We start from the raw sequence: 23,913 nt of genomic DNA, 5'->3' as shown, positions 1-23,913 counted from the left end.
AGCCGGGCGGAAAAACGGTAGGGCTTCGCGAAATCCGCCCGGCTCGAAGAAGCGCGCCGACGGTTCACAGCGCCGAACCCGGATCGATCTCCTCGGGTCGGCGTCCCAGCATGAGGGCCACCTGCTCGACGACGACACGGTGCACCAGGTCGGCCAGCTCGGCCTCGTTCGTGGCCCGGGAGGCCACCGGTCGCCGGTAGATGACCACGCGCGCCGGCAGTCCCGCGCGAGGCTCCGCGGTGAAGCCGCGTCCCAGCACGACCGAGCGCTCCCAGGGCGCCGGATCCGAGGGCGGGACCTCCTCGACGGCGAACTGGATCTGATCCACCGACGGCCAGCGTCTGGCCAGGTCCTGGGCCGCGTCCACGACGAGCTCGTCGAAGCGCTCGGCGCGGGTGCGCCAGGCCGGCAGGTTCGGCGGCAGGAGCGGACCGCGCAGCCCCCGGCCGTGACGGTCACGACGACTGCTCGGGCGCCGCCCCGGTGCAGTGGCGGATCGCGGGGGAATCCGCCCGGGCGAGAAGGGGAACAGGTCGGTCACATCGGCCAGCCTAGGCGGCGTCTGGATGACCGGCGGGCAACGGCACGGTAACCTGCGAGCGTGAGAAGAGTCCGACACTGCCGCAAGCCCGGCTGCGAGCGCCCAGCCGTGGCCACTCTGACTTCCGTCTACGCGGACTCCACCATCGTGCTGGGACCATTGGCCACCGAGGCCCAGCCCGAGGCCTATGACCTGTGCGATAAGCACGTCTCCTCCTTCACGGCCCCGAGGGGTTGGCAGATCATCCGCCTGGCCACCGAGTTCGAGCCGGCGCCACCCAGCGAGGACGACCTCCTGGCCCTGGCCGACGCCGTTCGTGAGGCCTCTCGCGCCCCGCGCCCGGTCGTCTCGCCGGCCGAGCACCGGCCCCGCCCCGGCGGGATCATGCCGGCCTCCCTGACGGCCCCGCTGCCGCCCCCGCCGGAGATCGCCGAGGACGAGATCCTGCGGCGCGGGCACCTGCGGGTCCTGCGCGGACAGAAGGGCGACGCATGAGCCGGTCGGACGACGTACCCGTGCCCGAGCGCAGTGGCGTCCTCCCCTCGGGGCTGCGGTCCGCCCTGCGCTGCCCGCTGAGCGGCGACGAGCTCGTTGACGGCGTCGACGAGGCCGGTCGCCCGACGCTGGTCTCCCGGAGCACGGGGCTGGCCTTTCCGGTGCGCGACGGCGTGCCGATCCTCCTGATTCACGAGGCATCGCGCGCTCCCGCGCCCGACCCGCGCCGATGAGGCGGCACGCCCCTGTCCCGGCCCGGATGCCCCGTTCCGGGAACGAGTACGGGGAGCCTCAGCGTCGTCGAGTCTCTTGGCCCACCTCATAGGGCGGACGGGCCATGTCTCGGAGCACATCCTCCTCCAGCCGGCGGTTGCGGCTCTCCAGCACCAGCTCACGGTTGCGCCGCTCGGTGAGGACCGCGGCGAGGAACCGTTCGGGGTGCGTGCCCGCGGGAGGCGGGGGAGAGACGTATCCCTGGACCTGAGAGGCCAGCTCCAGCCCCAGCTGGTGGCGGGAGACGGGCACGAGGGAGGAGGCGCGTTGCAGGAAGGTGCGCGCCGTCAGGCTCAGGTTGCCGGGCAGGGCTCTCAGGTCCGTGCCCGCCGCCCACTGGGCCAGCTCGGGGGGCATGAGCAGCGGTGGCGCCGTGTGGGAGCGGTGATGCTCCCGAACCACGTAGGTGCCGGCCAGCATGTCCCCGAACCTCTTCCCCCGCTTGGAGACGATGCTGGCGCACAGGGCCGGTACGGCCCAGGTGCCCCAGATCTCGACGACGGCCAGCAGCGTGCGCACCAGGCAGTGGCGCAGCCTGACGGCCCCGCCGTCGTCGCGCACCACTCGGGCCCCGGTCACCATGCGGCCCAGGCTCCGGCCTCGGCTGAGGAGCTCGACGAGCAGGGGGATGACGACCATCCAGGCCAGGGCGACCAGGGACAGCAGCGCCTGGAGGAAGGCGAGGTTCTCAGCGAGGTCCGAGCCGTCGGCGATGACCAGTCCCATCACCACGAGCACGGACAGTCCTGCCCCCAGGGCGTAGACGGTGTAGTCGATGAGCCCCGAGACCATGCGATTGGCGACCGTTGCCGGGGTGATGTCCAGGGCGACTGCCTCACCGGTGATGAGCAGCTCGGGCTCGATCATTCGCTCGGAGGATGTGGGCGATGCGGCCATCATGACAGACTCCTTGCGTGGATCTTGATGCCTTCTCCGCGGCGCACCGCGATCAGTGGGAACGTCTCGACGTGCTCGTGGGGCGCGGCCACCTCAGCGGGGCTGAGACCGATGAGCTCGTGGCTCTCTACCGCACCTGTGCCCGCCATCTGTCGCGGGTGCGCTCGGCCGCACCGGATCCCCAGCTCATCGCCGAGCTGTCCTCCCGAGTGGCCGCGGCTCGTGGCCGCCTGACCGGAACACGGGAGGTGCGGAGCCGCTCGGTGCGCCGCTTCGTTCTCCAGTCCGTGCCCGCGGCCCTGTACCGCATCCGATGGTGGACCTGCGGGGTCATGGTTGCCGAGATCGCCCTGGCGCTGGTGGTGGGGGTGTGGACCCTGCGCAGTCCTGAGGCCATGGCCGCTCTGGGCAGCCCCGAGAAGCTGGACACCTACGCCCATGAGGCCTTCGAGTCCTACTACTCCACGTACTCCGCCCCCGACTTCGCCGCTGCGGTGTGGACGAATAACGCCCGCATCGCAGCGATCTGCGTGGCCGGAGGGATCACGGGGTTCCTGCCGTTCTACACGCTGTACCAGAACGCCGTCTCCGTGGGACGGGCCGGGGCGATCATGGCCGACCACGACATGCTCGGCGTGTTCCTCTCGCTCATCTCGCCTCACGGCCTGCTGGAGCTGACCTGCATCTTCATCGCCGGCGCGGCCGGACTCAAGCTCTTCTGGACCTTGCTGGTCCCCGGCCCTCGCAGTCGCGCCGCCGCGCTGGCCGCCGAGGGGCGCGCCCTCATCACGGTGGCCGTGGGCCTGACCGCCGCCCTGGCTGTTGCTGGAATCATTGAGGCCTTCGTGACTCCGGCCCCCATCGCCTGGCCGGCCAAGATCATCATCGGAGCCGGCGCGCTGGCGCTGCTGTGGGCCTACACCCTCATCCTGGGGCGTTCCGCCGTCGTCGCAGGAGCCACGGGGGACCTCGAGGACGACGAGGCCGGCTACGTCCAGCCCGAGGCCGGCTGAGCCGGGTGCCGTCACAGTGCGCCTCATAGCCGCCCCGCCGCCTTGAGGTCCAGGTAGCGGTCGGCCAGTGCCGGAGCGAGCCCCTGGTCGGGCGCCTCCACGACCTCCACCCCACCGCGGCTCAGGCGGCGGCGCACGGCGTGCATCTCCACCAGGTCCTTCTCCGCGGAGGCGGCCACGTACACCGAGTCGGTGTCGTCCCGTGCCGCCCTGAGCTCCTCCAGCTCGGGGTCCATGGCCGAGGCGAGAACGACCGTGTGATCCCGGGCCAGAGCCGCCAGCGTCCGAATCATCGTCGCGTCCCCGGCGCTGCCGTCCAGGGCGGAGATGACCACCACCAGTGCACGCTGCGAGAGCGTGGTGCGCACCAGGGAGGCCACGAGGGCCCAGTCGAGCTCGGTCAGGCGCGGCTCCACATCGGTCAGGTGCTCGGCCAGCTCGGTCATGAGCCCCGGTCCGGCGCTGCCGCGCACCTGCGCGCGCACGGCGTCGTCCATGGCCAGGACGTCGACCCGGTCGCCGGCGCGGGAGGCCAGGGCCGCCAGCAGCAGGGTGGCCTCGATCTGGGCGTCGAGCCTGGGGGCGTCCCCCAGCCGGGCGGCGGACAGGCGGCCCGAGTCGATGATGATGAGAACCCTGCGATCGCGCTCCGGGCGCCAGGTGCGCACCAGCACCTCGCCCCGGCGGGCGGTGGAGCGCCAGTCGATGGAGCGCACGTCGTCTCCGACGACGTACTCGCGCAGGGAGTCGAACTCGGTCCCCTCCCCGCGCACCATGACGGCGCTGCGCCCATCCATCTCCCGCAGCCGGGCCAGTCGCGAGTGCAGGTGGCGACGTGAGCGGAAGGCCGGCAGGACCCGGACGGAGGCGGGAACGTCCAATGACGCCTGCCGCCCCGCGATGCCCAGAGGACCCATCACCCTGACGGTCAACGGCCCCGCCCGGCGATCCCCCCGGCGTCGGGGCGTGAGCACCGTGGAATGCCGACGGCGCTGGGCCGGTGGGAGCGTCATCGTCCCGCGCTCGTGGGTCGCCCCGGCACTGGGGGGCCAGGCATCGCGCAGCAGGAGGCGGGCCGTGCGCCGACCGGTGTTGGTGAGCGTCAGCGTCTCGGTGATCGACTCTCCCAGCCGCACTCCGTGGCTCACGGAGCGCGAGGCCCGCAGCACCGCCGGCGAGGGGGCGCAGACCACGTCGATCACGACGAGGACCATGACCACGCCGGCCCAGGCCAGCACGGTGGCCGGGCGCGGCGCGATGAGGACCAGGGCGATCCCCGCAAGCATCGCCCACACGGCGCGCATCGTCAGGAACATGCCACTCCTGTCGTGAGTCGGTCAGGTGATCGGTTCTGTGCTGTTGGCCGCCGGCGGCCGATGCCTCAGCGTGGGACCGGAACGGTTCTCAGCACGGCCTCGATGACGGACTGAGGGGTGATGCCCTCCATCTCGGCCTCGGCGTGCAGCTTGATGCGATGGCGCAGAGCCGGCAGGGCCAGCGCCTTGATGTCATCGGGAGTGACGAAGGACCTGCCGGCGAGCCATGCCCAGGCCCGTGACGTGGCCAGGAGCGCCGTGGCTCCGCGCGGCGAGACCCCCAGGGCCACCGAGGGCATGGATCGCGTGGCGCGTACGAGATCCACCGCGTAGGCCAGCACCTCCGGCGTGACTCCGACGGTGCTCACCTGGGCGCGGGCCTGAGCCAGATCCTGGACCTCGGCGACCGGCCGCAGCCCTGCCGAGGGCAGGTCTCGCGGATCGAATCCCGAGGCGTGGCGGGAGAGCACCTCGATCTCCTGGGCCCGCTCGGGCAGGGGCAGCACCAGCTTGAGCAGGAAACGGTCCAGCTGGGCCTCCGGCAGCGGGTAGGTCCCCTCGTACTCCACCGGGTTCTGGGTGGCGATCACCATGAACGGATCGGGCAGGGCCCGGGGTTCGCCGTCGATGGAGACCTGGCGCTCCTCCATGGCCTCCAGCAGTGCCGACTGCGTCTTGGGCGGGGTGCGGTTGATCTCGTCGGCCAGCAGGAGGTTGGTGAAGACGGGGCCGGCCCGGAAGGAGAACTGGGCGCTGCGGGAGTCGTAGATGAGTGAGCCGGTGACGTCCCCCGGCATGAGGTCGGGGGTGAACTGGATGCGTTTGGTCTCCACGTCCAGCGCGGTGGCCAGCGACCGCACCAGGAGGGTCTTGGCCACGCCGGGGACGCCCTCGAGCAGGACGTGCCCGCCGGCGAGCAGGGCGATGACCAGCCCGGTCACCGCGGCCTCCTGGCCGACGACGGCCTTGCCCACCTCGCTGCGCACGGCCACCAGGCGCTTGCGCGGGTCGGAGGAGGCCTCCTCGGTGGGGGATGGCGGGGAGACCCTGGTGGTGCTGCGGGTGCCTGAGGCCTCCGGCTCCTCGGGGACCCGAGGGCGGGGGGCTTCGGTGTCCGCGTCGCCTGCGACGCCCGGCTCGCGGGTGGGGTCGGTGCTGTCCGTGCTCATGTGGAGTGAACCTCGCTCTCGAGTTGGTCGAGCTGAACTGCCAAGGTGGCCAGGGCGCTGTCGCTGGAGGGCGGCGGACCGTAGAGAAGCGAGTCCACCGTGGAGGCAGCGGTGCCGGAGGCCGAGGAGACGGCGGCGATGACGTCACGGCGCGAGGTCCCGGGGGGCAGGCCCAACGCGGCACCCAGACGCAGCGCGGCGCCCGAGCGCAGGGCCTGAGCCGCCCGGGGCCGGTCCGAGCCCTGACGGTAGAGACGCCCGCGGGCCACCATGGTCTCGGTGGAGCGCACGACGACGGGCAGGTCCTCACTCACGATGCCGCCGAAGCGACGCCCCTGAACGATCGCCAGCACGCCGGCGATGACGAGGAGCTGGAAGATGAGGACCGGGAGCCAGGGCGGTGTGGAGGGGGAGTTCCACACGGAGGGGGCCTCCATGTGTTGTCCGTCCAGCCACAGCAGGCGGCTGTGGTGCCCCAGCGCGCGCACGCCCAGGGCCGCGTTCCCCTCCTGGGCCAGGTGCGCGTTGGTCACCGGTGCGGGATCGGGCAGGACACGCAGCGTGGCACCGCTGGGCAGGGAGTCCGTGGCGTAGGCGTAACGGTCCTCGCCCACCGGGAAGCAGCCGACGGCGTCGTCATCGCCCTGCAAAGACACCGAGGCGCGCGTGCCGGCCAGGCTCTGGGCGGCCTGGGCGTCGGCGTCGTCGCACTGCGGCACCAGGGTGGTGGAGGTCGTTGCGGCGGTGCCCTTGGCGGTCATGTCCGTCAGTCCCGCCAGAGCGTCACTGCCGCCCTCAGCGCCGATGACGACGACGTCTCCACCCGCCTGGGCCAGGGCCCGCCTGTCCTCGCCGCTGAGCCGGTCGGCGTTGACCACGGCGATGGTCGCGCCCTGGCGGCCGGCATCCACGGCCTCGGAGAGGCTGCCCGCCTTGCTCACGGAGACTCCCTCGTGGCGCAGTAGCTCGGCGACGGCCATGGTTCCCCAGTCCTTGGGGTTGTCGATGGCCAGAGGGGTCGTGGAGGTGACGGTCCGAGTCCACACGGTGACCAGGACGGGGACGATCATGAGGGCCACCGCGATGAAGACCGGGCGCCACCGGCGCCAGCGCCGGGACCAGTGGGGGCCCGTCACCTGGGCCTGGGACGCCTCGACCGGGGAGGGCGGGGGCGTGGAGTGCTGCGATGTCGCCGTGGAGGTGCTCATGCAGGCCTCTCCGCGGCCTGGGCGGAGGCACCGGCGAGGGCGCGTCCGGTGGGCAGCGCGACCGTGGCCATCTGATCGGCGAGCTCGCGCATCTGCTGGTCCTGGGCGCTGGTGGAGACCACTCGACCGTAGAGGACGGCGTCGAACAGGTGAGCGGCCTCGTGCAGCGGGGCAACGACCCGGTGCTCACCGAGGGCCCGGTGGGTGAGCGCGGCCGCCTCGAGGGCCGTCATGCCGGGGTACTCGTCGATGATCCCGCGTTCGTCGAGGGAACGGATGATGGCGCGGAACCGTTCGACGACGGCGGTGGCGAAGTCTGCTCGCGCGGACGCCGCGTTCGCGGCTCGGGTCAGGGTGGCGGCGTCGCGGTCGTCGGTGAGCACTGACAACGACGGCGGCGTCGCTACCCGGCGTGCCGAGGAGAACTTGGTCAGCAGGAGGATCAGCAGCGCGATACCGGCGGCGACGACGAGGACCACGATGGTCGTCGACACCCAGGAAGGAACCCCCGGGACCATGCTGCCGGCATCGAAGAGCTCCCGGATCCAGCTCCAGATCCGGTCCCACAGATCGTGATGGTCGTGGTAGATCGGGCGGGAGAGCTCCCTTCCTGCGGCGCGCCGGCCCTCGGCGGCGTCTGGGGTCGCCGGGGCCTCGATGCTGATCGTGCTGAGAAGGACCACGGCCGGCTCATACTCCGGCGGCGTGACGCAGCTCGACGTCCAGTCCCTCGGAGCGCATCCGCAGGTCGGTGTACATGAGCGCCACCACCGCGGAGTCGAAGGGCAGGATCGCGGCCTGGATGAGGCTATTGAGCAGCGTCGATGCCACCATGACCGCGATCGTGGTGCTCGGAGCGGCGTACGCGATCCCCTGCATGACGATGGACACGCCCTGGGACACTACCTGGGTGGCGAAGAAGACGATGATGAAGGAGAGCAGACGGATGCCGACGATCCGCCAGAAGTAGCCCCGCGTGAGGGTCCAGGAGCGGGAGATCCCCTCGAGGACGCCGATGTTCTCCAGGACCAGTGCCGCCGGTGCCAGGCACAGCTTGCACATCAGCGCGAAGGTCGCCAGCCCGAGCGCGGCGATCACCGCAAGGAGCACCAGGAAGGCAACGATGATGACCCCGGCGGAGTCCTCATCGGCCCCGTTGACGATGATGTTCCCCAGGAGAGCCCAGCCGATGCCGACGGCGAGCGCGACGAAGACGGCGGTGATGACGGTGAGGATGAGCTGGATGAGGAGCGTCTGACCGATGAGGGCCCACACTCGCGGTCGGGTGCGCTGCCACACGTCGCTCAGGGAGGCCTTGCGGCCCAGAATGGTGCGTGAGACGGTCACGATGAGCAGGCCGATGAGGATCGAGGTGGCCAGCATGCTCAGCACGCTGGTCACGCCGAGCTGGACGAACAGGCCCACCAACGATGACCCGATATCTTCCAGGTCGGCGTCGGAGAGCTCAACCTTTCCGGACGTCAGGTTCGGCAGGCTGAGCCGGGACAGGAACAGGGCGAGGCTGCCGGCGGACATGAGCCCCACGATGCTCATGACCACCAGCGCGGGCACGAACATCGCCTTGGGGTTGGCGCGCAGGGACTCGAAGGCGCCTCCGAGGATCTCCCCGATGGACAGCGGCCGCAGCGGAATGATCGACGGCTTGGGGGCCAGGACCGACGTGTAGCCGCCATAGCCCGGGTACCCGGGTGCACCGGGGCCCGCGGAAGCGCCGGGATACGTGGTGTAGCCGGGACCCGATGCGCCCGTGTGGCCCGGCTGGCCGACCGGTGGCGTCTGGTAGCCGCCGTAGCCGGGATACTGAGCCCCCGGTGCGGAGTCCTGCGCCGGGTAGGAGGGGGCTCCTGTGAAGGCCCCGGCGTCGGGGGCCTGCCATCCGTCCTGGTCGCCTCCGACGAAGCCCCCACCGGGGGCGGTGGGGGGCTGACGGCCCGAGTCACCGCTCGGACTGACGTCGTCGGGATGAGAATCGGTACTCATAAGCCCATGCTGTCATGCTCGGCCGTCGTCGCGCCCTCCCCCTGAAGGAGGAAATATGCCGCTGGGGCTGCGTGCTGCCCTGTGGACGTGTCCGGGCCGGGGCCCCTCGAAGATCACGGTTCGGCCGCAATATTCCTGGCTCTTGGGCGCGCTGACGCCGTTTTTTCCCGTAACTGAGGGGATTCTCGTAAATCCCTGAGGAAACTGTGGACGCCATCTCGGTGGCCTGGATGTCCCTCGGGTCCTGGGGCTCATGCCAAGATACGGGCTATGAGCACGCGCATTCTGGTCGTCGACGACGATGCATCCCTGGCCGAGATGATCGGCATCATGCTGGAGTCGGAGAGCTACACGCCCACCCTTTGTCATGACGGGGCCAAGGCCCTGGACGCCTTCCACGAGGTCAACCCCGATCTGGTCCTGCTCGACCTCATGCTTCCGGGGCTCGACGGCGTCGAGATCTGCCGGCTCATCCGATCCGAGTCCGACGTGCCGATCATCATGCTGACCGCGCGCACCGACACGCAGGACGTCGTCGCCGGTCTTGAGGCCGGTGCGGACGACTACGTGACCAAGCCCTTCAAGTCCAAGGAGCTGCTGGCCCGCGTCTCCACCCGTCTGCGCCGCACCAACCCCGGCGCGGCCGAGCACGTGCGTGCCGGGGACCTCGACATCGACGTCGCCGGTCACCAGGTCAAGCGCGGCGAGTCGGTCATCTCCCTGACGCCGCTGGAGTTCGAGCTGCTGGTGACCCTGGCCCGCTCGCCGTGGAAGGTCTTCACCCGCGAGGAGCTCCTCAGCCAGGTGTGGGGCTACCAGCACCCGGCTGACACCCGTCTGGTCAATGTCCACGTTCAGCGCCTGCGGGCCAAGATCGAGAAGGACCCCGAGCGTCCCTCGATCGTGGTGACGGTGCGCGGTGTCGGCTACAGGGTCGGCGAATCCGCGTGAGCGACGGCGCATCGGGCGCCATACAATGAACCCGATGCGTAATTCAGTGGGCACGTCGATGGGGTCATCGGTGGGCACCGCGGATGAGGGTCTTGTCCGGCGTCTGCCTCTGCCGGGGCTGCTGCGCCGCAGCCTGGAGGTGCGCATGGTGTGCACCGCCACCGTCATCGGTCTGCTTCTCATCGTGCTGCTGCTGACCTTCGTGACCGACCGGATCCGGTCCGAGGTGTTCGCCGATCAGCGTGACGTCATCCTCGCCGACGCCGCGCTGCGCGCCAGCGTCGCCCAGGCCGAGTTCGACTCGACCACGGCAGTCACCGTTGATGAGGTCTCGGCCACGGCGGAGCGGCAGGTCAACGGCGCCAAGAACTCGATCTCCTCCTCCGGAGGGGTCGGGGTTCTCATGCTGCGCAACGAGGAGGAGACCTCGACGACGGTCGTCAACGACCTGGAGACCGACACCCGCCTGCGCTCCCTCATCACCAGTGAGATGTCCCGGGCCCTTGATGAGGGCGGGGCGCGCGCCCAGTACTGGCAGTCGGTGGCGGTTCCCAACGATGAGGGGGGCACGGATCCGGGGCTCATCGTGGGGACCCGGGTGAGCCTGCCCCTGGCGGGGGAGTACGACCTCTACCTCGTCTACAGCCTGGCCAGTGAGCAGCGCATCGTCTCCCTGGCCTCGCGCAACATCACCATTGGGGGGCTGGGCTTCCTGGCCATCCTCATCGTCGTGGTGTGGGCCTTCACCAGATGGGTGCTCAGCCCCGTGCGGCACACCGCCCGGGCCGCCGAGCGTCTGGCCTCCGGGCTGCTGGCCGAGCGGTTGAGCATTGAGGGGGAGGATGAGATATCCACCCTGGCCAGGTCCTTCAACCACATGGCGACCTCACTGGAGGACCAGATCGAGCGCCTGGAGTCCCTGTCCAAGGTGCAGCGCCTCTTCGTCTCCGACGTCTCCCACGAGCTGCGCACCCCGCTGGCCTCGATCCGCCTGGCCACGGAGCAGATCCAGGACGCGCGCGAGGAGATCTCCGATCCCTTCGCCCTGCGCAGCATCCAGGTCCTGTCGAGCTCCGTGGACCGCTTCGAGACCATGCTCACCGACCTGCTGGACATCTCCCGCATCGACTCCGGAAACGTCAAGCTCCGGTTGGAGAGGATCGACCTCGCCCAGGTGGTCGACACCGTCATTGAGACCACCCAGTTCCACTTCGACGCCACCGGCACCGAGCTGCGCCTCCACCTCCCCGAGGAGCCGGCCACCGCGGAGATCGATGTCACCAGGGTCGAGCGCATCATCCGCAACCTTGTGGTCAACGCGCTCGAGCACGGCGAGGGCAAGCCGCTGGACGTCACCGTCGCCGTGGACGACGACGCGGTCGCGGTGCGGGTGCGCGACCACGGGATCGGCATGAGCCCTGACGTGGTCACCAAGGTCTTCGACCGCTTCTACCGGGCCGACCCCTCGCGCAAACGCAGCCTGGGAGGGACCGGCCTGGGACTGTCCATCGCCATGGAGGACGCCCGTCTGCACGGCGGTCGCCTCTCGGCCTGGGGATGGCCGGCCGACGGCTCCTCCTTCCTGCTGGTCCTGCCCCGCACCCAGGGGACTGACGGCGGTCCCGGCCGGCTGACTGGCCCCGGGCCGCTCGAGCTCGTCCCGCAGGACGCGCCCGCCGTGGCCCGCGCCGGCATCCCCATTGACGAGGAGTCCCCCTTCTCCCCGGTCGGGCCCCTGGGGCCCGCGCCCGCCACGCGCCGGGCACGCCAGAGCGTCGTCCTGGGCGACATCCCCCTGGCCGGGGAGAGCCATGACGCGGTCACCGAGGACGTCGGCCGGGTCGTCGTCGTCCTTCCCGGTCAGGAGCCCGCCACCCGCACACCTGAGGAGACTGAGGAAGAGGGGTGGCGCCGATGACGCAGCCGACGAACCGCAACGCGCTCACCGAGGGGCGCGCGTCCTGCGAGCCCACTGAGCCCGTCGAGTCCATCGAGGCCTCCCGGACGGCTCCGGCCAGACTGTCGCGACGCGGCGCGCTGGGACTGATCTCGGCCACGGCCGCAGGCGTGCTGGCCGGCTGCACGACGCTTCCGAGCTCCAGCGGCGTCACCCGCTCCGGGGTGGCCGCCTCCGACACCAACGCCCTCATCGAGACCGCGCCCGGACCGGGCGAGGGGGACTCGGCCGAGGACATCGTCAACGGCTTCCTGCGCGCCACCATCGCAGGGTTCTCCGACGACTTCGCCACCGCCAAGCAGTTCCTCAGCGATCACGCCGTCGCGCAGTGGAAGCCCCTGGAGACGGTGAGTGCCTACAGCGGGTCGACCGAGCCACAGGTCTCGGTGGCGGCCAACGGCTCCTTCACGGTGACCTCCGGGCAGGTGGGGGTCCTCAACTCCCTGGGCGTCTTCACCCCCGCCCCGGAGGGGAGCACCTATGCCGGCGAGTTCTCCCTGGCCACCAACTCCACCGGCCAGTGGCGCATCGTCGGTCTGCCCCAGGGCATCCTGCTGCCCTTCTCCCGACTCATGCAGAACTTCGCGGTCAGCTCCCTGGCCTTCCTGTCCCGTGACCGCTCCAGGTTCGTCCCCGAGCTGCGGTGGTACCCGCGCAGCTCGCAGACAGACTCCCTCGTCTCCGGGCTGCTGGCCGGGCCCTCGGACTGGCTTGCGAAGGGGGCCACCAACCTCATCCCACGCAACGCCGAGCGGGCGGGGCGGGGGGTCGTCGTCGAGGCGGGCACCGCCACCGTCCACCTGAGCGCGGACTCCGACCCCGCCTCGGAGGACGCCCGTCGGCTCATGGTGGCCCAGATCGAGCAGAGCCTCGTTCAGATCAGCGGTATCGACCACGTACGAGTGCTCGCCGGCACCGTCGACCTCGGCGCCCCCGCCCAGCTGACACCGATGGCCCCCGAGGTCGGAGCCATCGTGGGCATGTCGGAGGGCTCGGTCGTGCGCGGCACGGGGGCCAGGCGCATCACCTTGGCGACCGACCGGGTCCTGGGGACCAGTGAGGCCCGCAGCCCGAGCCTGGGGGCGGACGGGTCCGTCTATGCGTTGTCGGCCTCCAGCCTGCTGCGCCTGCCCCGGGGGCAGGCGTCCGCCAGCGTCATCCTCTCGGTGGGGGATGCCTCCGCGGGCGCCGGTGGACTGGGGGCGCCGATGGGCGACCGGCACGGCTGGGCCTGGTTGCTGGCCGAGGGTCGTCTGACCGCCGTCAACGGCTCGGGGCAGCGCGCCACCCTGGAGTCGTCCTGGCTGCAGGATGGCGCGGTCACGGCCTTCGACCTGTCCGTGGAGTCCGAGCGGATCGCCGTGCGGCGAACCGACGGACGGGTCGCCGTCGCCATCATCATCAGGGACCAGGACGGTCGTCCCACCGGGCTGGGGCCGGCCCTGGAGGTGCCCCACGCCAGTGAGAAGGGCATGCGCGGACTGTCCTGGTGCGCCCCCAATGCCGTGTGCGTTCTGGCCTCTGCCGGCACCGAGGGCGGAGGCGTGCCGGAGGTGCGTCTCGTTCAGGTCGGCGGGGCGGTCAACACGCTGGTCGGGGTGCGCGGGGCCCGCTCCGTCATCTCCGACCGCTCCGAGGAGTCCCTCCTCATCATTGATGAGAGCGGGCAGACCTGGCAGCGTCGCGGGGCGATGTGGCGGGTGCTCACCTCCGAGGTCAGCGATCCCTCCTTCCCCCTGCCCTGATCCGCGCCCGCCCCGACGACGCCCCGACACACAGTTCCGGGTGCCCCCGGTCGGTCAGGACCACGGAGCACCCGGATATCTGGACGGGCCCCGCGCCGCGGGGCCGGATGGGGCTACAGCACCTGGGCGTCCAGGCGGATGACGCCGTAGGTCCACCCGTGACGGTGGTAGACGGCGCAGGGCTGCTTGGAGGACTTCTCGATGAACAGGTAGAAGGGGTGCCCCACCAGCTCCATCTGGTAAAGGGCCTCGTCAACGGTCATCGGCTTGGCCTCGTGCAGCTTCTGACGCACGATCACCGGGGAGTCGCCGAGCTGCGCCTCAACGGCGACACCAGTCTCGGTGGGTGCGGAGGGGGAGTCCTCGATCGGCGCGTCACCGGTCTCGGGAACGAGGGGCTCCTCCACGCCGGGTGCTGCCTGGAGGTCCTCATTCGGTACGGCCACGGTGTGGCGGCGGTGGTGGTCCTTCTTGCGATCCCTGGCCCGACGAAGGCGCTCGGTCAGCTTGCCCATGGCGATATCAAAAGCGGCGAAGCGGTCCGAGGAGGAGGCCTCCGCCCGGATGATCGGGCCCTTGGAGACGACGGTGATCTCCACTCTCTCGGCGGTGTCGGCCTGGCGCGGGTTGCGCTCGTGGGTGACCTCCACCTCGACGCGCTGGACACGGGGGTCGAACTGCTCAACCTTGACGGCCTTGTCCTCGACGTAGTCGCGCAGGCGAGAACTGATCTCGGCGTTACGACCGACGACGGTGATATCCATGGTGGAACCTCTTTCTGGGCTCGTGGGCCGGCCCTGACGGGCCGTGTGCGACAAGTACCCGCCACGTCTCACGGCGGGTTCGGACTGGTGTCATCACCTCCTGATCACCTCGTGAGGGCCCTCAGGCACCGAGGCGGGGACCCGGCCGACTGTCCTTGTCGGCGTCGGGAACCGCCTGTGCGTTGTGCCACATAAGGTACACCATGCGGGGCTGTTCACGCCTCCCTTTCGTGCGCGCCACGCCCAGAGGAAGCCTCCTGATCGCCGCAGGCGGACAAGGCGGAGGCTCCCGGATCAATATGGCGACGAGTACCGCGGTCTCCGCTGCCCGCCGGGGAGGGGCCGACCGGTACCGCGGTACGCGCATGCGCCGGGGGCGGGGCGGCGCTCAGCGCCAGGGCCCCCAGGACCCGCCCGCCGCCCGCCCGCAGGGCCCGGGCGCAGGCGCCCAGAGTGGCCCCGGTGGTCACGACGTCGTCAACCAGGAGGATCGGCAGGCCGGTGACGGCGGCCAGCAGGCGCGGAGCCGCGGATCGGTTGCCCCGCCGCTGACGGGCGGATCGACCCGCCTGATGCGCCCCGCCGCCCCGACGGCGCAGCAGGTCCGTGCTCAGGACGAGCGCTGCGGGCCGCCGCCCGGCCCACTGCTCGCAGATCCCCCGGGTGACGGCGTCGGCCAGGCGGGCCGCCACCAGCCGGCCGCGCAGGCGGCGCACGATCCCGGAGGGAGCCGGGACCACGAGCAGTGCCCGCACGTCCCACGGCGGGCTCTCCCAGATCTCCTCCGGCGGGTGCGTCAGCGCCCACCAGCGCCCCAGGCGCCGACCGGATCGGGCCATCACCTCCGACAGGTCCTCCCGGGCACCGTTCTTCCACCCCAGCACCATGGCGCGCACCGGGCCGGTGTAGGACGCCAGGGCCCAGATGTCCAGGTCCCCGGCGGCGTCGGCGTGCTCCACGGCGAAGGGACCGGCCTCGAGCAGCTCTCGGCACCGCGGGCACAGCGCCGTCTCCCAGCGCCCGCAGCCCGCACAGCTCGTCGGCAGCCCCAGGGACAGGCCCGGTGAGAAATGCCCAGGCAGGCCCAGCGGCGGGCGCCGTGCGGCGGGGCGTCGGGTCTCGCGGTGGTGGTGGGCCATGCCCTCACTGTGGCGCAGGCGGATCCTTCCCGCCCCTGCGGGCGCTCGCGGTCCACACGGCGACGGGACAGTCGCCGTCGCCGTCTCCTGTGGCCCCGTGCTCCACCTGTGTCCTCGGTGGGAAGAATCTCGGTGCTGGAAAGGCCGCCGCCCAGCGAGGTCCACTAGAGTACGGAGGCAGGTAGCCGGTGAGACCTGAGCCGATACCGAGCCGATCCTGCGCCGATGTCGAGTCGGCCGGCTCGGTTGATACGGCCTGCGTCTCATCGTCGCTCTTCGCAATCTGACGTCCCAAGGGAGAATGCAGCGTGTCGATCGTGGACCGGATCCTTCGCATTGGCGAGGGCCGCACCTTGAAGAAGCTTGATGTCATCGCCGACCAGGTGGAGGCTCTCGCCGACGAGTACAGCGACCTCTCCGACGCCGAGCTGCGCGAGATGACCGATGATCTCAAGGAGCGCTACCAGGACGGCGGGGAGAGCCTCGACGACCTGCTTCCCGAGGCCTTCGCCACGGTGGTGGAGGCGGCCGACCGCGTCCTGGGCATGCGCCCCTACCACGTCCAGATCATGGGCGGGGCGGCCCTCCACCGCGGCAACATCGCCGAGATGAAGACCGGTGAGGGCAAGACCCTCGTGGCCACGATGCCCTCCTACCTGCGGGCCCTGACCGGCAAGGGCGTCCACGTCGTGACCGTCAACGACTACCTCGCCGAGTACCAGTCCGACCTCATGGGGCGCGTCCACCGCTTCCTGGGGCTGACCACCGGCTGCATCCTCGTGGGCCAGACTCCCGCCGAGCGCCGCGAGCAGTACGCCTGCGACATCACCTACGGCACCAACAACGAGTTCGGCTTCGACTACCTGCGCGACAACATGGCCCAGCGTCCCGAGGACCTGGTCCAGCGCGGTCACGCCTTCGTCATCGTCGACGAGGTCGACTCCATCCTCATCGACGAGGCCCGCACCCCGCTCATCATCTCCGGTCCGGCCAGCGGGGACGTCAACAAGTGGTACAAGGAGTTCGCCACGATCTCCGAGCGCCTGCGCGCGGGCAAGGACTACGAGGTCGACGAGAAGAAGCGCACCGTGGGCGTGCTCTCCGCCGGCATCGAGCGGGTGGAGGACTACCTCGGGGTGGACAACCTCTACGAGTCGGAGAACACCCCCCTGATCGGCTTCCTCAACAACGCCATCAAGGCCAAGGAGCTCTTCCACCGGGACAAGGACTACATCGTGCGCGACGGCGAGGTCCTCATCGTCGACGAGCACACCGGCCGCGTCCTGCCCGGCCGCCGCTACAACGAGGGCATGCACCAGGCCATCGAGGCCAAGGAGCGCGTGGAGATCAAGGCCGAGAACCAGACCCTGGCCACCATCACCCTCCAGAACTACTTCCGCCTCTACCCCGAGGGCTCGCGCTCGGGCATGACCGGTACCGCCGAGACCGAGGCCGCCGAGTTCGCCGGCACCTACAAGATCGGCGTCGTCCCGATCCCCACCAACAAGCCCATGATCCGTGAGGACCAGCCCGACCTCGTCTACACCACCGTCGAGGCCAAGCTCGACGCCGTCGTCGACGACATCGCCGAGCGTCACGAGCTCGGCCAGCCGGTCCTGGTGGGCACCACCAGCGTGGAGAAGTCGGAGATCCTCTCCGAGCGTCTGCGCGAGCAGGGCATCCCTCACGAGGTCCTCAACGCCAAGCAGCACGCCCGCGAGGCCGCCGTCGTGGCCATGGCCGGCCGCAAGGGCGCCGTCACCGTGGCCACCAACATGGCCGGACGTGGAACCGACATCATGCTGGGCGGCAACGCCGAGCACATCGCGGTCACCGCCCTCAAGGAGGCCGGCCTGGACCCCGAGGAGAACGCCGAGGAGTACGAGAAGGCCTGGCCGCAGGCCCTTGCGGCCGCTAAGGAGGCCTGCCGGGCCGAGCACGACGAGGTCGTCGAGCTCGGCGGCCTCTACGTGCTGGGCACCGAGCGCCACGAGTCGCGACGCATCGACAACCAGCTGCGCGGCCGCTCCGGCCGTCAGGGGGACCCGGGCGAGTCCCGCTTCTACCTGTCCATGGAGGACGACCTCATGCGCATGTTCGCCTCCGGGCTCGCCCAGCGCATCATGTCCTCGGGCGCCTACCCCGACGACGTCCCCCTGGAGTCCAAGATGGTCACCCGTGGCATCGCCGGAGCCCAGCGTCAGGTGGAGTCGCGCAACTACGAGATCCGCAAGAACGTCCTCAAGTACGACGACGTCATGACCGAGCAGCGCGAGAAGGTCTACTCCGAGCGCCGCCGCGTCCTGGACGGCGAGGACCTCGAGCCTCAGATCGAGGCCTTCCGGGCCCAGGCCGTCACCTCCATCGTCGAGGCCGGCACGGCCGAGGGACGCCCCGACGAGTGGGACCTGGACGCCCTGTGGAGCGAGCTCGGCAGCCTCTACCCGGTGGGCCTGACCCAGGACGAGGTCGTCGAGGCGCTGGGCGGCAAGGACGCACTGACCTCGGAGCGTCTCATCGAGGAGCTCAGTGAGGATGTCGCCGTGGCCTACGAGGACGCCGAGGCCCGCATCGAGGCCAACGCCCTGGCCCATGTCCAGCTCGGCGAGGAGCCCATGCGCACCCTGGAGCGCCGTATCCTGCTGGCCGTGGTGGACAAGCGTTGGCGGGAGCACCTCTACGAGATGGACTACCTCAAGGAGGGCATCGGTCTGCGGGCGATGGCCCAGCGCGACCCGCTCGTGGAGTACGCCAACGAGGGTGCCCGCATGTTCCGGGCGATGATGGAGGGGATCCGGGAGGAGACCGTCGAGCAGATCTTCGCCAACGTCACCCGCTTCGACGCCGCCGCCCAGCGCGCCGCCGAGGACGGCACCGTCGAGGCGGCCCAGGCGGTCGCCAAGGCCAACGCCACCGCTGCGGCTGGTATCCGCGTGGGCCAGGCTGACGGCCGGGGACGCGGCACGGTTCTGGGGGACACCGGGCAGGCGTCCATGGAGCAGCGGGTCACGTACTCCGGCCCCAGCGAGTCCGGTGAGGAGGAGACCTCAGGGACCCCTTCGCGCAGGGCCTCCGGGTCCGGCGCCAACTCGGGCGGCAACCGGGCCGAGCGCCGTCGCTCCAAGAAGAAGCGCCGGCACTGAGGCTCAGCGAGAGCCGACACGACTGTCGATGATCCCGTCGGGACCCGGCGACCAACCCGGTTCCGACGGGATCACGCCATCTCCAGGCCGGTGAGGATCCAGCGCTCGCGCAGCAGCTCCAGGCGTGCTGCAGCGGCCCGGACCCGGTTTCCCTCCTCCAGCAGGACGGTGGCCTCGCAGGCCCCCGACATGGTCAGCTCGGTGCGCACGCTGCGGATGCGTGGCCGTCGCGGGCTCGTCTGGCGTCCCAGGATCCGGGCGGCCAGGCCCGCCCGGCGGGCGAGGGCCTCGAACAGGGAGGGGCTGGTCCAACGGACCAGGTGATCCACGGGGCGCAGCCCGGCCAGGACCTCGCTGGCGGCAGTCACCACGATCGCGGCCGTGCGTGAGGCGTCGGCTCCGGCGGCGGGCCGTCTTGTCAGGGAGGCTTCCCGTGTGACGGATCCGGAGTCGTTCACGGGCTTGGAGGGCTTCTGCGGAACCGCACGAGTCGGCGTCGGGTGACTCGGTGCGGGGCGGCTACGACGTTGAGCGCCGGTCTTGCGGCGTGCGGGGCGGATGGCTTGGGCGGTAGCGGTCGCGGTCATGGTGGGCTCCTGACAGTGGGCGGGCGCTCGGTGGGCACGGAGTAGGAGGCGGGTCGGGGGCGGCATTGGAGTCCGGCGGTGGAGTCCGGCGGTGCTGGTACGTGGCGGTTCATCGTGAGGGCGCCTGACCTCCTGTCGTTGTGCCCGGTGCGGGCAGGGGGTCCGGGACACTCAGGACCGTGCCGGGTTGGATCAAGGACGGGTCGGCGCCGATCACCTCGGAGTTGGCGCGATACAGGGCCGGCCAGGCCTGCGCGATCCGCGCGGGGCCGGAGTCGGCGGGCAGAAGGCGGGCGGTGATCGACCACAGGCTCTCGCCGGGTGCGACGGTATGGGTGGGCCTCGACGGGGGCGGGGAACCGGGGTCGGTGGAGGGCTGCGCCGCCTGGCTGCTCGGCGGAGCCGAGTCCGCCGACCGGTGTGCGCTGTCCGAGTCGTTGGAACCGGTCGAAGCGCTCGAAGGGGGCTGCTCGGGCAGCGGCGACGGCGTCGAGGACTGCGACGGTGGTGAGGCTGGCGCCGAGCTGGTGGGTCGCCATCCCAGATCGTCCCCGCCGCCGGTGTCCTGGGCGGCCAGCGCGGGCGCCGAGGACAGGGAGACGAGCAGTGCGGAGGCGGTGATGCGTCTGACCGCAGGAGCTCCCCAGGTCGCGAGGATTCTGGCGGCCAGCGCGGAGATGCCGCCTGGACGGAGGGGATCGGGCCCGTTCGCTGCGGGAAGCGCCATGAGGGCCAGGAGGGCTGAGACCACGTGCCACAAGGCCCCCAGGGTCCCGCATGCGCAGGTTCCGGCGACGACGGCGTCCGACAGCTCACTCAGCCCCCAGGACTGCGGTGGGAGCTTCGCGAGCTGCTCCGCGGCGCCGTGGGCCGTGCGTCCCAGAAGGATCAGCACAGCCCCTGATGCTCCGGTCAGGAGCGCCAGCCGTTGACGAGCTCCCATGTCACCCTCCATCGTCGATGGTGTCGTTTGATAATGTTAGGTGTACTCCTATGGTGTGATGATGTCAATAGTGACGGTGTGACATGCTGAGGCCCGGGGGTGTGGTACTGGAGGGCGCTGATGGTGGCGGAGCGCGACCTGAGTTGCCTCGGAGTGCTTTCCTCGGCGGGCGGACTGTGGTGAGGTGGGCCCATGGACTGGGACGCGATGATTGCCGACCTGGAGAGCAGCTTCGATGCTGAGCGCCGTGCGGACCTGGTGGCGCAGAGCGCCGAGCTCGCGGAGGCCGAGCATGCCTCCATCGAGGTCGTTGACCGTCTGCGAGGCTCGGTGGGGAGGCTCATCCACCTGCGCACTCGCAGCGGTGTCCCCGTTGACGGCGTGGTGTGCCGGGTGGAGCCCTCCTACGTCCTCATCGATGAGGGGGAGGGGCTGCAGGCCGTTGTCCCGGTGGGTGCGGTGGCCACCGCGATGTCGCTGGCCGGCCCGGCGCCCCGGGATGGTCGACGCAGACCCACGCTGACGGCTCTGATGCGTGAGGTCGCCCGGCGGGGAGCGCGGGTGCGTCTAGTGGTGGGCTCCGGAGAAGTGGTGGGGCGGCTGGTCCGGGTGGGTGCGGACCATGTCGATGTCGCCGTCGACCCTGAGGGAGGGAGCCGCTCGCGTCGCGCTCCCGGGGTGGGCGGCGCAGGGGTCGTCAGCGTCATGACCGCTGCCATCGAGGTGCTGCGCAGTCGCTGACGGCGGCTGGTGGGCGGGGGTCAGGGCTCCTCGTCCTCGTTCCAGCCCGCCGCGACCATGGCCCTGGTTGAGGCGAGCTGGCGCTGGATGTAGTCCTCCAGGGCCTGGTCCTCGATGCGCCAGAGCTTGCGGGCGCCGACTTGAATGGCGGGTAGGTCGCCGGTGCGGATGAGGGCGCGCACGGCCTGGGCGGACAGCTGCAGCTGCTCGGCGACGTCGGCGATGGTCAGGAATCGTGTGCTCATACCACGATGATCCCACTGCCGGATCCTCTCCACAATTCTTAAAGACGCTTGTGGATAACCTTGGGGTACTATTTTATCCCAACGATGATTACAGGAGATCAAGGAGGATTCCCGTGATGTCATCCCGCCGCAGCCGGTCCCTGACGAGTCTTGAGCAGCCCCGCGGTGGTCGCTGGCGCCGTCCTGCGTGGAAGGATCCACGTATGGCCGGGGGAGTGGTCCTGGTGGCCGCGGCCGTGGCCCTGGGGGCCTGGGCGGTCGATGCGGCCGCTGACACCACTCGCGTCTACGTGCTCTCCCAGGACGTCGCTCCCGGGACGGACCTGACTGCCGACGGCGTCCTCACAGTGGTCGAGGCCCACCCCGGCACCGATGCCTATGTCGAGGCCGGGCACCTGCCGGACGGCGCCGTGGCCACGCGCTCCATGCGCAAGGGGGAGCTGTTGGCCACGGCGGCCGTCAACAGCGGCCAGGAGCAGGCCCTGCGGCCAGTGGTCCTCAATGTCGCCTCCAACCTGCCGGCCTCAACCAAGGTCGGTGACTACGTCGATCTGTGGATCGTGCCCAAGGAGAGCGTTGCGGGCAGGCCCGCGGCCCAGGCCCCCGCCACCGCGCAGGCCGGACAGGGCGGACAGGCCGCTCAGAGCGGTCCCAGCAGCCAGCCGGGACAGGCCGAGGGATCTGGGGCCCGCCGCGTGGCCACAGGGCTGGTGATCGCCTCGGTCGGGGAGACCGGCAAGGGGCTGATCTCCGGACCCGGCACCGGGGTGGAGGTCAAGGTCCCCGAAGCCTCCCTCGCCGCCGTTCTCAGCGCCGTCGGGCAGGAGGGCGCGCTCGTCCTGGTGCCCACGGGCCAGGAAGCACCCGCGGAGAAGACCTCGTGAGCGCCCCGGGGGCCGGAGTCCTCCTAGCCCTCAGCGGCGACGACGCCGACATCCTGCGGGCGCTGAGCCAGGCGGGAAGCGGGCTGTGCGTCGTCCGCCGATGCGCCGACCTGCCCGAGCTGCTCTCAGCGGGGATGGCCGGCTTGGCGAGCTTCGCCCTGCTGGACACCGGCTTCGACGAGATCGACCGCACCGTCCTGGATCGACTCGCGCGCGCAGGCCTGAGCGGGCTGCTCCTGGTGGAGGCTCGCGAGGAGGAACGCTGGCGCAGCGCGGGATGGCCGGTTCTCAGACGCGATGCGGAGCCCGGCCGCATCTGCTCGACGCTGCAGGACCTCGTGCGTCGCGCAGCGCCCTCCGACGGAGGCTCCACCGCGGCGGGACCGGTCCGCGGCGGTGCAGGAGGCGCCGTCCCGCAGGCCGTGACCGGGCCGGCGGCCGCGAGCACCGACTGGCTGAGCGCCGCCACCCCCGCTTCGACGGACTCGAAGGCGGCCGCTCAGGAGACCGCCTGGCTCGAAGAGCTGTGGCGCCAGTCGCCCGGATCCCCAGAGGGCGGAACGGCGCCGTCACAGGTGCCCCCGACCTCTCACGACGCGGGAGCCGGGGAGGGGGCGGGGCAGAGTCTGCGAAGCGGCCGGGGACCGGCTGGAACCAACGTGCCAGAGCCTGCGTTCCCGGTTGTCATGAGTCGGGCGGATGAGGAGCCTGACGGGAGGATCGTCCTGGTGTGGGGGCCTCATGGCGCTCCCGGACGCTCGACGGTCTCCGCCTCCCTCGCCCACGGCCTGGCCGCCTGTGACGGTGCGATCCTCGTGGACGCCGACGTCGAGGCTCCCAGCCTCGTCCAGCTCCTCGGCATGCCGGAGGACTCCTCGGCCCTGGCCGGAGCGGCCCGCCTGGCCACCCATGGCCGCCTTGACGCCGAGAGCTTTCGACGAATCCTGGCGCCGGTGGGCGGCGGGCTCTTCCTCCTGGGCGGCCTGGGGAGGTCGGGGCGCTGGCGCGAGCTGCCGCCGGCCTCGATGACCGAGGTGTGGGCGCAGTGCCGTCGGGCCGCGGCCTGGACCGTCGTCGACGTCGCCGGTGGACCCGCCGATGATGATGTCGACGACTTCACCCTCGAGCCCGGGCGCGGGGCCGTGACCGCCGACCTGGTGTCGCACGCCGACGTGATTCTGGTCGTCGGCGGGGCCGATCCCGTCGGGGTGCGCCGTCTGCTCCAGCTCCTCGATGAGATGGGGGCCTCCATGAACCCCGTCGGTCGGGTCGAGGTCGTCGTCAACCGGGTGCGGGCCTCGGCCGCAGGACCCTCTCCCCAGCTGGCTCTGCGAGAGGCGCTGGCGCGTTTCGGCGGGCTGGAGGACATTGTGCTCCTGCCCGACGACGCGGCGACGGCCGATGCCTGCCTGCTCCAGGGGTGCACCGTCCTGGAGCAGGCGCCCTCCAGCGCCCTGGGCAAGGCCCTCAGGGCGCTGGTCGACCGGATCGATCCGCGGGCGGCTGCTGCCCGCAAGATCCGCTCCCCGCATCGTTCCCTGCTGCGGCGCTCGAAGAGGCGTGGCGGGCGCCGGGAACACAGGGACTCCGCGGCTCAGGCCACAACCGCTAGAAGCAGGAGCCGCTCGAGCGCACGCAGCACAGGTGCGAGGCGCCGCCGCAGAAGTGGGGACGGGGGACAGGCGGCCGGTGAACGAGCGCCGGCTCCCCAGGCGCCCAACGGGCTCACCCAGGCCCCGCCGCAGTCCCCTCCGGGCCTGCCGCCATCGATCCGGCCGGTGAACCAGGTGGCGAACCAGCCGCAGGGGCCGGCCCCCGGCTCGCCGCACTGGCCCTCGGCGGCGCCGTGGCCCGGCGCGGGGGCGGCGCCGGGCACAGGAGCGCCCCCAGGGGTGGCGCAA

The 23,913-nt window shown here is 71.0% G+C and carries 22 protein-coding genes; 10 read left to right on the top strand and 12 right to left on the bottom strand.

Annotated elements, in window-relative coordinates:
• Positions 1-64 precede the first annotated feature (64 nt).
• Positions 65-541 (bottom strand): metallopeptidase family protein, encoded by a 477-nt coding sequence (locus tag BKH32_RS14315; RefSeq protein ID WP_081376697.1) that lies wholly within the window; start codon positions 539-541, stop codon positions 65-67.
• Positions 542-601: 60 nt separating this feature from the next.
• Here BKH32_RS14315 and BKH32_RS04900 point away from each other — a divergent pair, with 60 nt between their 5' ends.
• On the top strand, positions 602-1,036 hold the full coding sequence (locus BKH32_RS04900) for a DUF3499 domain-containing protein (RefSeq protein ID WP_075248901.1): 435 nt from the start codon (positions 602-604) through the stop codon (positions 1,034-1,036).
• Positions 1,033-1,269, top strand: a complete 237-nt coding sequence (locus tag BKH32_RS04895) for a Trm112 family protein (protein WP_075248900.1) — start codon at positions 1,033-1,035, stop codon at positions 1,267-1,269. The genes BKH32_RS04900 and BKH32_RS04895 overlap by 4 nt, the downstream gene beginning before the upstream one ends.
• Positions 1,270-1,327: 58 nt before the next feature.
• Here the strand turns inward: BKH32_RS04895 and BKH32_RS04890 are convergent, their stop codons facing one another.
• Positions 1,328-2,209, bottom strand: a complete 882-nt coding sequence (locus BKH32_RS04890) for an RDD family protein (protein ID WP_075248899.1) — start codon at positions 2,207-2,209, stop codon at positions 1,328-1,330.
• Between the two features lie 14 nt (positions 2,210-2,223).
• On the opposite strand from BKH32_RS04890, the gene BKH32_RS04885 reads away from it, so the two are divergent.
• The gene (locus BKH32_RS04885) at positions 2,224-3,219 is read left to right on the top strand and encodes a stage II sporulation protein M (RefSeq protein WP_075248898.1); all 996 of its coding nucleotides are present in this window, start codon (positions 2,224-2,226) and stop codon (positions 3,217-3,219) included.
• Between the two features lie 23 nt (positions 3,220-3,242).
• On the opposite strand, the gene BKH32_RS04880 is transcribed toward BKH32_RS04885, so the two are convergent.
• The 5 genes from BKH32_RS04880 to BKH32_RS04860 form a co-directional block, all read right to left on the bottom strand.
• Positions 3,243-4,535 (bottom strand): DUF58 domain-containing protein, encoded by a 1,293-nt coding sequence (locus tag BKH32_RS04880; RefSeq protein ID WP_075248897.1) that lies wholly within the window; start codon positions 4,533-4,535, stop codon positions 3,243-3,245.
• A gap of 65 nt (positions 4,536-4,600) precedes the next feature.
• Positions 4,601-5,704 (bottom strand): AAA family ATPase, encoded by a 1,104-nt coding sequence (locus BKH32_RS04875; protein WP_143222711.1) that lies wholly within the window; start codon positions 5,702-5,704, stop codon positions 4,601-4,603.
• Positions 5,701-6,912, bottom strand: a complete 1,212-nt coding sequence (locus tag BKH32_RS04870; protein WP_075248896.1) for a DUF4350 domain-containing protein — start codon at positions 6,910-6,912, stop codon at positions 5,701-5,703. Before BKH32_RS04870 ends, BKH32_RS04875 begins: the two co-directional genes overlap by 4 nt.
• Positions 6,909-7,595 (bottom strand): DUF4129 domain-containing protein, encoded by a 687-nt coding sequence (locus tag BKH32_RS04865; RefSeq protein ID WP_075248895.1) that lies wholly within the window; start codon positions 7,593-7,595, stop codon positions 6,909-6,911. Before BKH32_RS04865 ends, BKH32_RS04870 begins: the two co-directional genes overlap by 4 nt.
• 7 nt (positions 7,596-7,602) lie before the next feature.
• The gene (locus BKH32_RS04860) at positions 7,603-8,913 is read right to left on the bottom strand and encodes a hypothetical protein (RefSeq protein WP_075248894.1); all 1,311 of its coding nucleotides are present in this window, start codon (positions 8,911-8,913) and stop codon (positions 7,603-7,605) included.
• A gap of 270 nt (positions 8,914-9,183) precedes the next feature.
• Here BKH32_RS04860 and mtrA point away from each other — a divergent pair, with 270 nt between their 5' ends.
• From mtrA to BKH32_RS04845, 3 genes are read left to right on the top strand one after another with little or no spacing between them, the layout of a single operon-like run.
• On the top strand, positions 9,184-9,864 hold the full coding sequence (gene mtrA, locus BKH32_RS04855) for an MtrAB system response regulator MtrA (protein ID WP_003786992.1): 681 nt from the start codon (positions 9,184-9,186) through the stop codon (positions 9,862-9,864).
• 34 nt (positions 9,865-9,898) lie between these two features.
• Complete coding sequence (gene mtrB, locus BKH32_RS04850) at positions 9,899-11,782, top strand: MtrAB system histidine kinase MtrB (RefSeq protein ID WP_075248893.1); 1,884 nt, start codon at positions 9,899-9,901, stop codon at positions 11,780-11,782.
• On the top strand, positions 11,779-13,566 hold the full coding sequence (locus tag BKH32_RS04845; protein WP_075248922.1) for a GerMN domain-containing protein: 1,788 nt from the start codon (positions 11,779-11,781) through the stop codon (positions 13,564-13,566). The genes mtrB and BKH32_RS04845 overlap by 4 nt, the downstream gene beginning before the upstream one ends.
• 113 nt (positions 13,567-13,679) lie before the next feature.
• On the opposite strand, the gene hpf is transcribed toward BKH32_RS04845, so the two are convergent.
• Together hpf and BKH32_RS04835 are read right to left on the bottom strand one after the other, a co-directional pair.
• A complete protein-coding gene (gene hpf, locus BKH32_RS04840; protein WP_075248892.1) occupies positions 13,680-14,330 on the bottom strand; it encodes a ribosome hibernation-promoting factor, HPF/YfiA family in 651 nt (216 codons plus the stop codon).
• 215 nt (positions 14,331-14,545) lie between these two features.
• Positions 14,546-15,469 (bottom strand): ComF family protein, encoded by a 924-nt coding sequence (locus BKH32_RS04835; RefSeq protein ID WP_075248891.1) that lies wholly within the window; start codon positions 15,467-15,469, stop codon positions 14,546-14,548.
• Positions 15,470-15,777: 308 nt separating this feature from the next.
• Between BKH32_RS04835 and secA the strand changes: the two genes are divergently transcribed.
• Positions 15,778-18,612: a preprotein translocase subunit SecA gene (gene secA, locus BKH32_RS04830; protein WP_075248890.1), complete on the top strand. Its 2,835-nt coding sequence runs from the start codon at positions 15,778-15,780 to the stop codon at positions 18,610-18,612.
• Between the two features lie 71 nt (positions 18,613-18,683).
• Here the strand turns inward: secA and BKH32_RS04825 are convergent, their stop codons facing one another.
• Positions 18,684-19,199 (bottom strand): Rv3235 family protein, encoded by a 516-nt coding sequence (locus BKH32_RS04825; RefSeq protein WP_075248889.1) that lies wholly within the window; start codon positions 19,197-19,199, stop codon positions 18,684-18,686.
• A gap of 109 nt (positions 19,200-19,308) precedes the next feature.
• Positions 19,309-20,154 (bottom strand): LysM peptidoglycan-binding domain-containing protein, encoded by an 846-nt coding sequence (locus BKH32_RS04820; RefSeq protein ID WP_075248888.1) that lies wholly within the window; start codon positions 20,152-20,154, stop codon positions 19,309-19,311.
• 180 nt (positions 20,155-20,334) lie between these two features.
• On the opposite strand from BKH32_RS04820, the gene BKH32_RS04815 reads away from it, so the two are divergent.
• Positions 20,335-20,883: a Fis family transcriptional regulator gene (locus BKH32_RS04815; RefSeq protein WP_075248887.1), complete on the top strand. Its 549-nt coding sequence runs from the start codon at positions 20,335-20,337 to the stop codon at positions 20,881-20,883.
• Positions 20,884-20,903: 20 nt separating this feature from the next.
• Here BKH32_RS04815 and BKH32_RS04810 read toward each other — a convergent pair whose 3' ends face one another.
• Positions 20,904-21,128: a helix-turn-helix domain-containing protein gene (locus BKH32_RS04810; RefSeq protein ID WP_075248886.1), complete on the bottom strand. Its 225-nt coding sequence runs from the start codon at positions 21,126-21,128 to the stop codon at positions 20,904-20,906.
• Between the two features lie 203 nt (positions 21,129-21,331).
• Between BKH32_RS04810 and BKH32_RS04805 the strand changes: the two genes are divergently transcribed.
• Both BKH32_RS04805 and BKH32_RS04800 read left to right on the top strand, forming a co-directional pair.
• A complete protein-coding gene (locus BKH32_RS04805; protein ID WP_075248885.1) occupies positions 21,332-22,012 on the top strand; it encodes a hypothetical protein in 681 nt (226 codons plus the stop codon).
• A partial coding sequence (locus tag BKH32_RS04800; RefSeq protein ID WP_075248884.1) for an AAA family ATPase occupies positions 22,009-23,913 on the top strand: 1,905 nt, incomplete at its 3' end. The genes BKH32_RS04805 and BKH32_RS04800, both read left to right, overlap by 4 nt.

Source organism: Actinomyces oris, assembly GCF_001929375.1.
In the GTDB taxonomy this organism is placed as follows: Bacteria; Actinomycetota; Actinomycetes; order Actinomycetales; family Actinomycetaceae; genus Actinomyces; species Actinomyces oris_B.
The sequence above is the reverse complement of the archived record's forward strand: the minus strand, read 5'-3'. Positions and strand labels throughout refer to the sequence as shown.

Excerpts from the sequence above, each read along its gene's own strand:
- hpf (WP_075248892.1), bottom strand. The coding sequence starts at position 14,330 with ATGGATATCACCGTCGTCGGTCGTAACGCCGAGATCAGTTCTCGCCTG.
- BKH32_RS04860 (WP_075248894.1), bottom strand. The coding sequence starts at position 8,913 with ATGAGTACCGATTCTCATCCCGACGACGTCAGTCCGAGCGGTGACTCG.
- BKH32_RS04880 (WP_075248897.1), bottom strand. The coding sequence starts at position 4,535 with ATGTTCCTGACGATGCGCGCCGTGTGGGCGATGCTTGCGGGGATCGCC.
- BKH32_RS04875 (WP_143222711.1), bottom strand. The coding sequence starts at position 5,704 with ATGAGCACGGACAGCACCGACCCCACCCGCGAGCCGGGCGTCGCAGGC.
- BKH32_RS04825 (WP_075248889.1), bottom strand. The coding sequence starts at position 19,199 with ATGACCGCGACCGCTACCGCCCAAGCCATCCGCCCCGCACGCCGCAAG.
- mtrA (WP_003786992.1), top strand. The coding sequence starts at position 9,184 with ATGAGCACGCGCATTCTGGTCGTCGACGACGATGCATCCCTGGCCGAG.
- BKH32_RS04890 (WP_075248899.1), bottom strand. The coding sequence starts at position 2,209 with ATGATGGCCGCATCGCCCACATCCTCCGAGCGAATGATCGAGCCCGAG.
- BKH32_RS04895 (WP_075248900.1), top strand. The coding sequence starts at position 1,033 with ATGAGCCGGTCGGACGACGTACCCGTGCCCGAGCGCAGTGGCGTCCTC.
- BKH32_RS04835 (WP_075248891.1), bottom strand. The coding sequence starts at position 15,469 with ATGGCCCACCACCACCGCGAGACCCGACGCCCCGCCGCACGGCGCCCG.
- BKH32_RS04845 (WP_075248922.1), top strand. The coding sequence starts at position 11,779 with ATGACGCAGCCGACGAACCGCAACGCGCTCACCGAGGGGCGCGCGTCC.
- BKH32_RS04810 (WP_075248886.1), bottom strand. The coding sequence starts at position 21,128 with ATGAGCACACGATTCCTGACCATCGCCGACGTCGCCGAGCAGCTGCAG.
- BKH32_RS04805 (WP_075248885.1), top strand. The coding sequence starts at position 21,332 with ATGGCCGGGGGAGTGGTCCTGGTGGCCGCGGCCGTGGCCCTGGGGGCC.
- BKH32_RS04815 (WP_075248887.1), top strand. The coding sequence starts at position 20,335 with ATGGACTGGGACGCGATGATTGCCGACCTGGAGAGCAGCTTCGATGCT.
- BKH32_RS04820 (WP_075248888.1), bottom strand. The coding sequence starts at position 20,154 with ATGGAGGGTGACATGGGAGCTCGTCAACGGCTGGCGCTCCTGACCGGA.
- BKH32_RS04870 (WP_075248896.1), bottom strand. The coding sequence starts at position 6,912 with ATGAGCACCTCCACGGCGACATCGCAGCACTCCACGCCCCCGCCCTCC.
- mtrB (WP_075248893.1), top strand. The coding sequence starts at position 9,899 with ATGCGTAATTCAGTGGGCACGTCGATGGGGTCATCGGTGGGCACCGCG.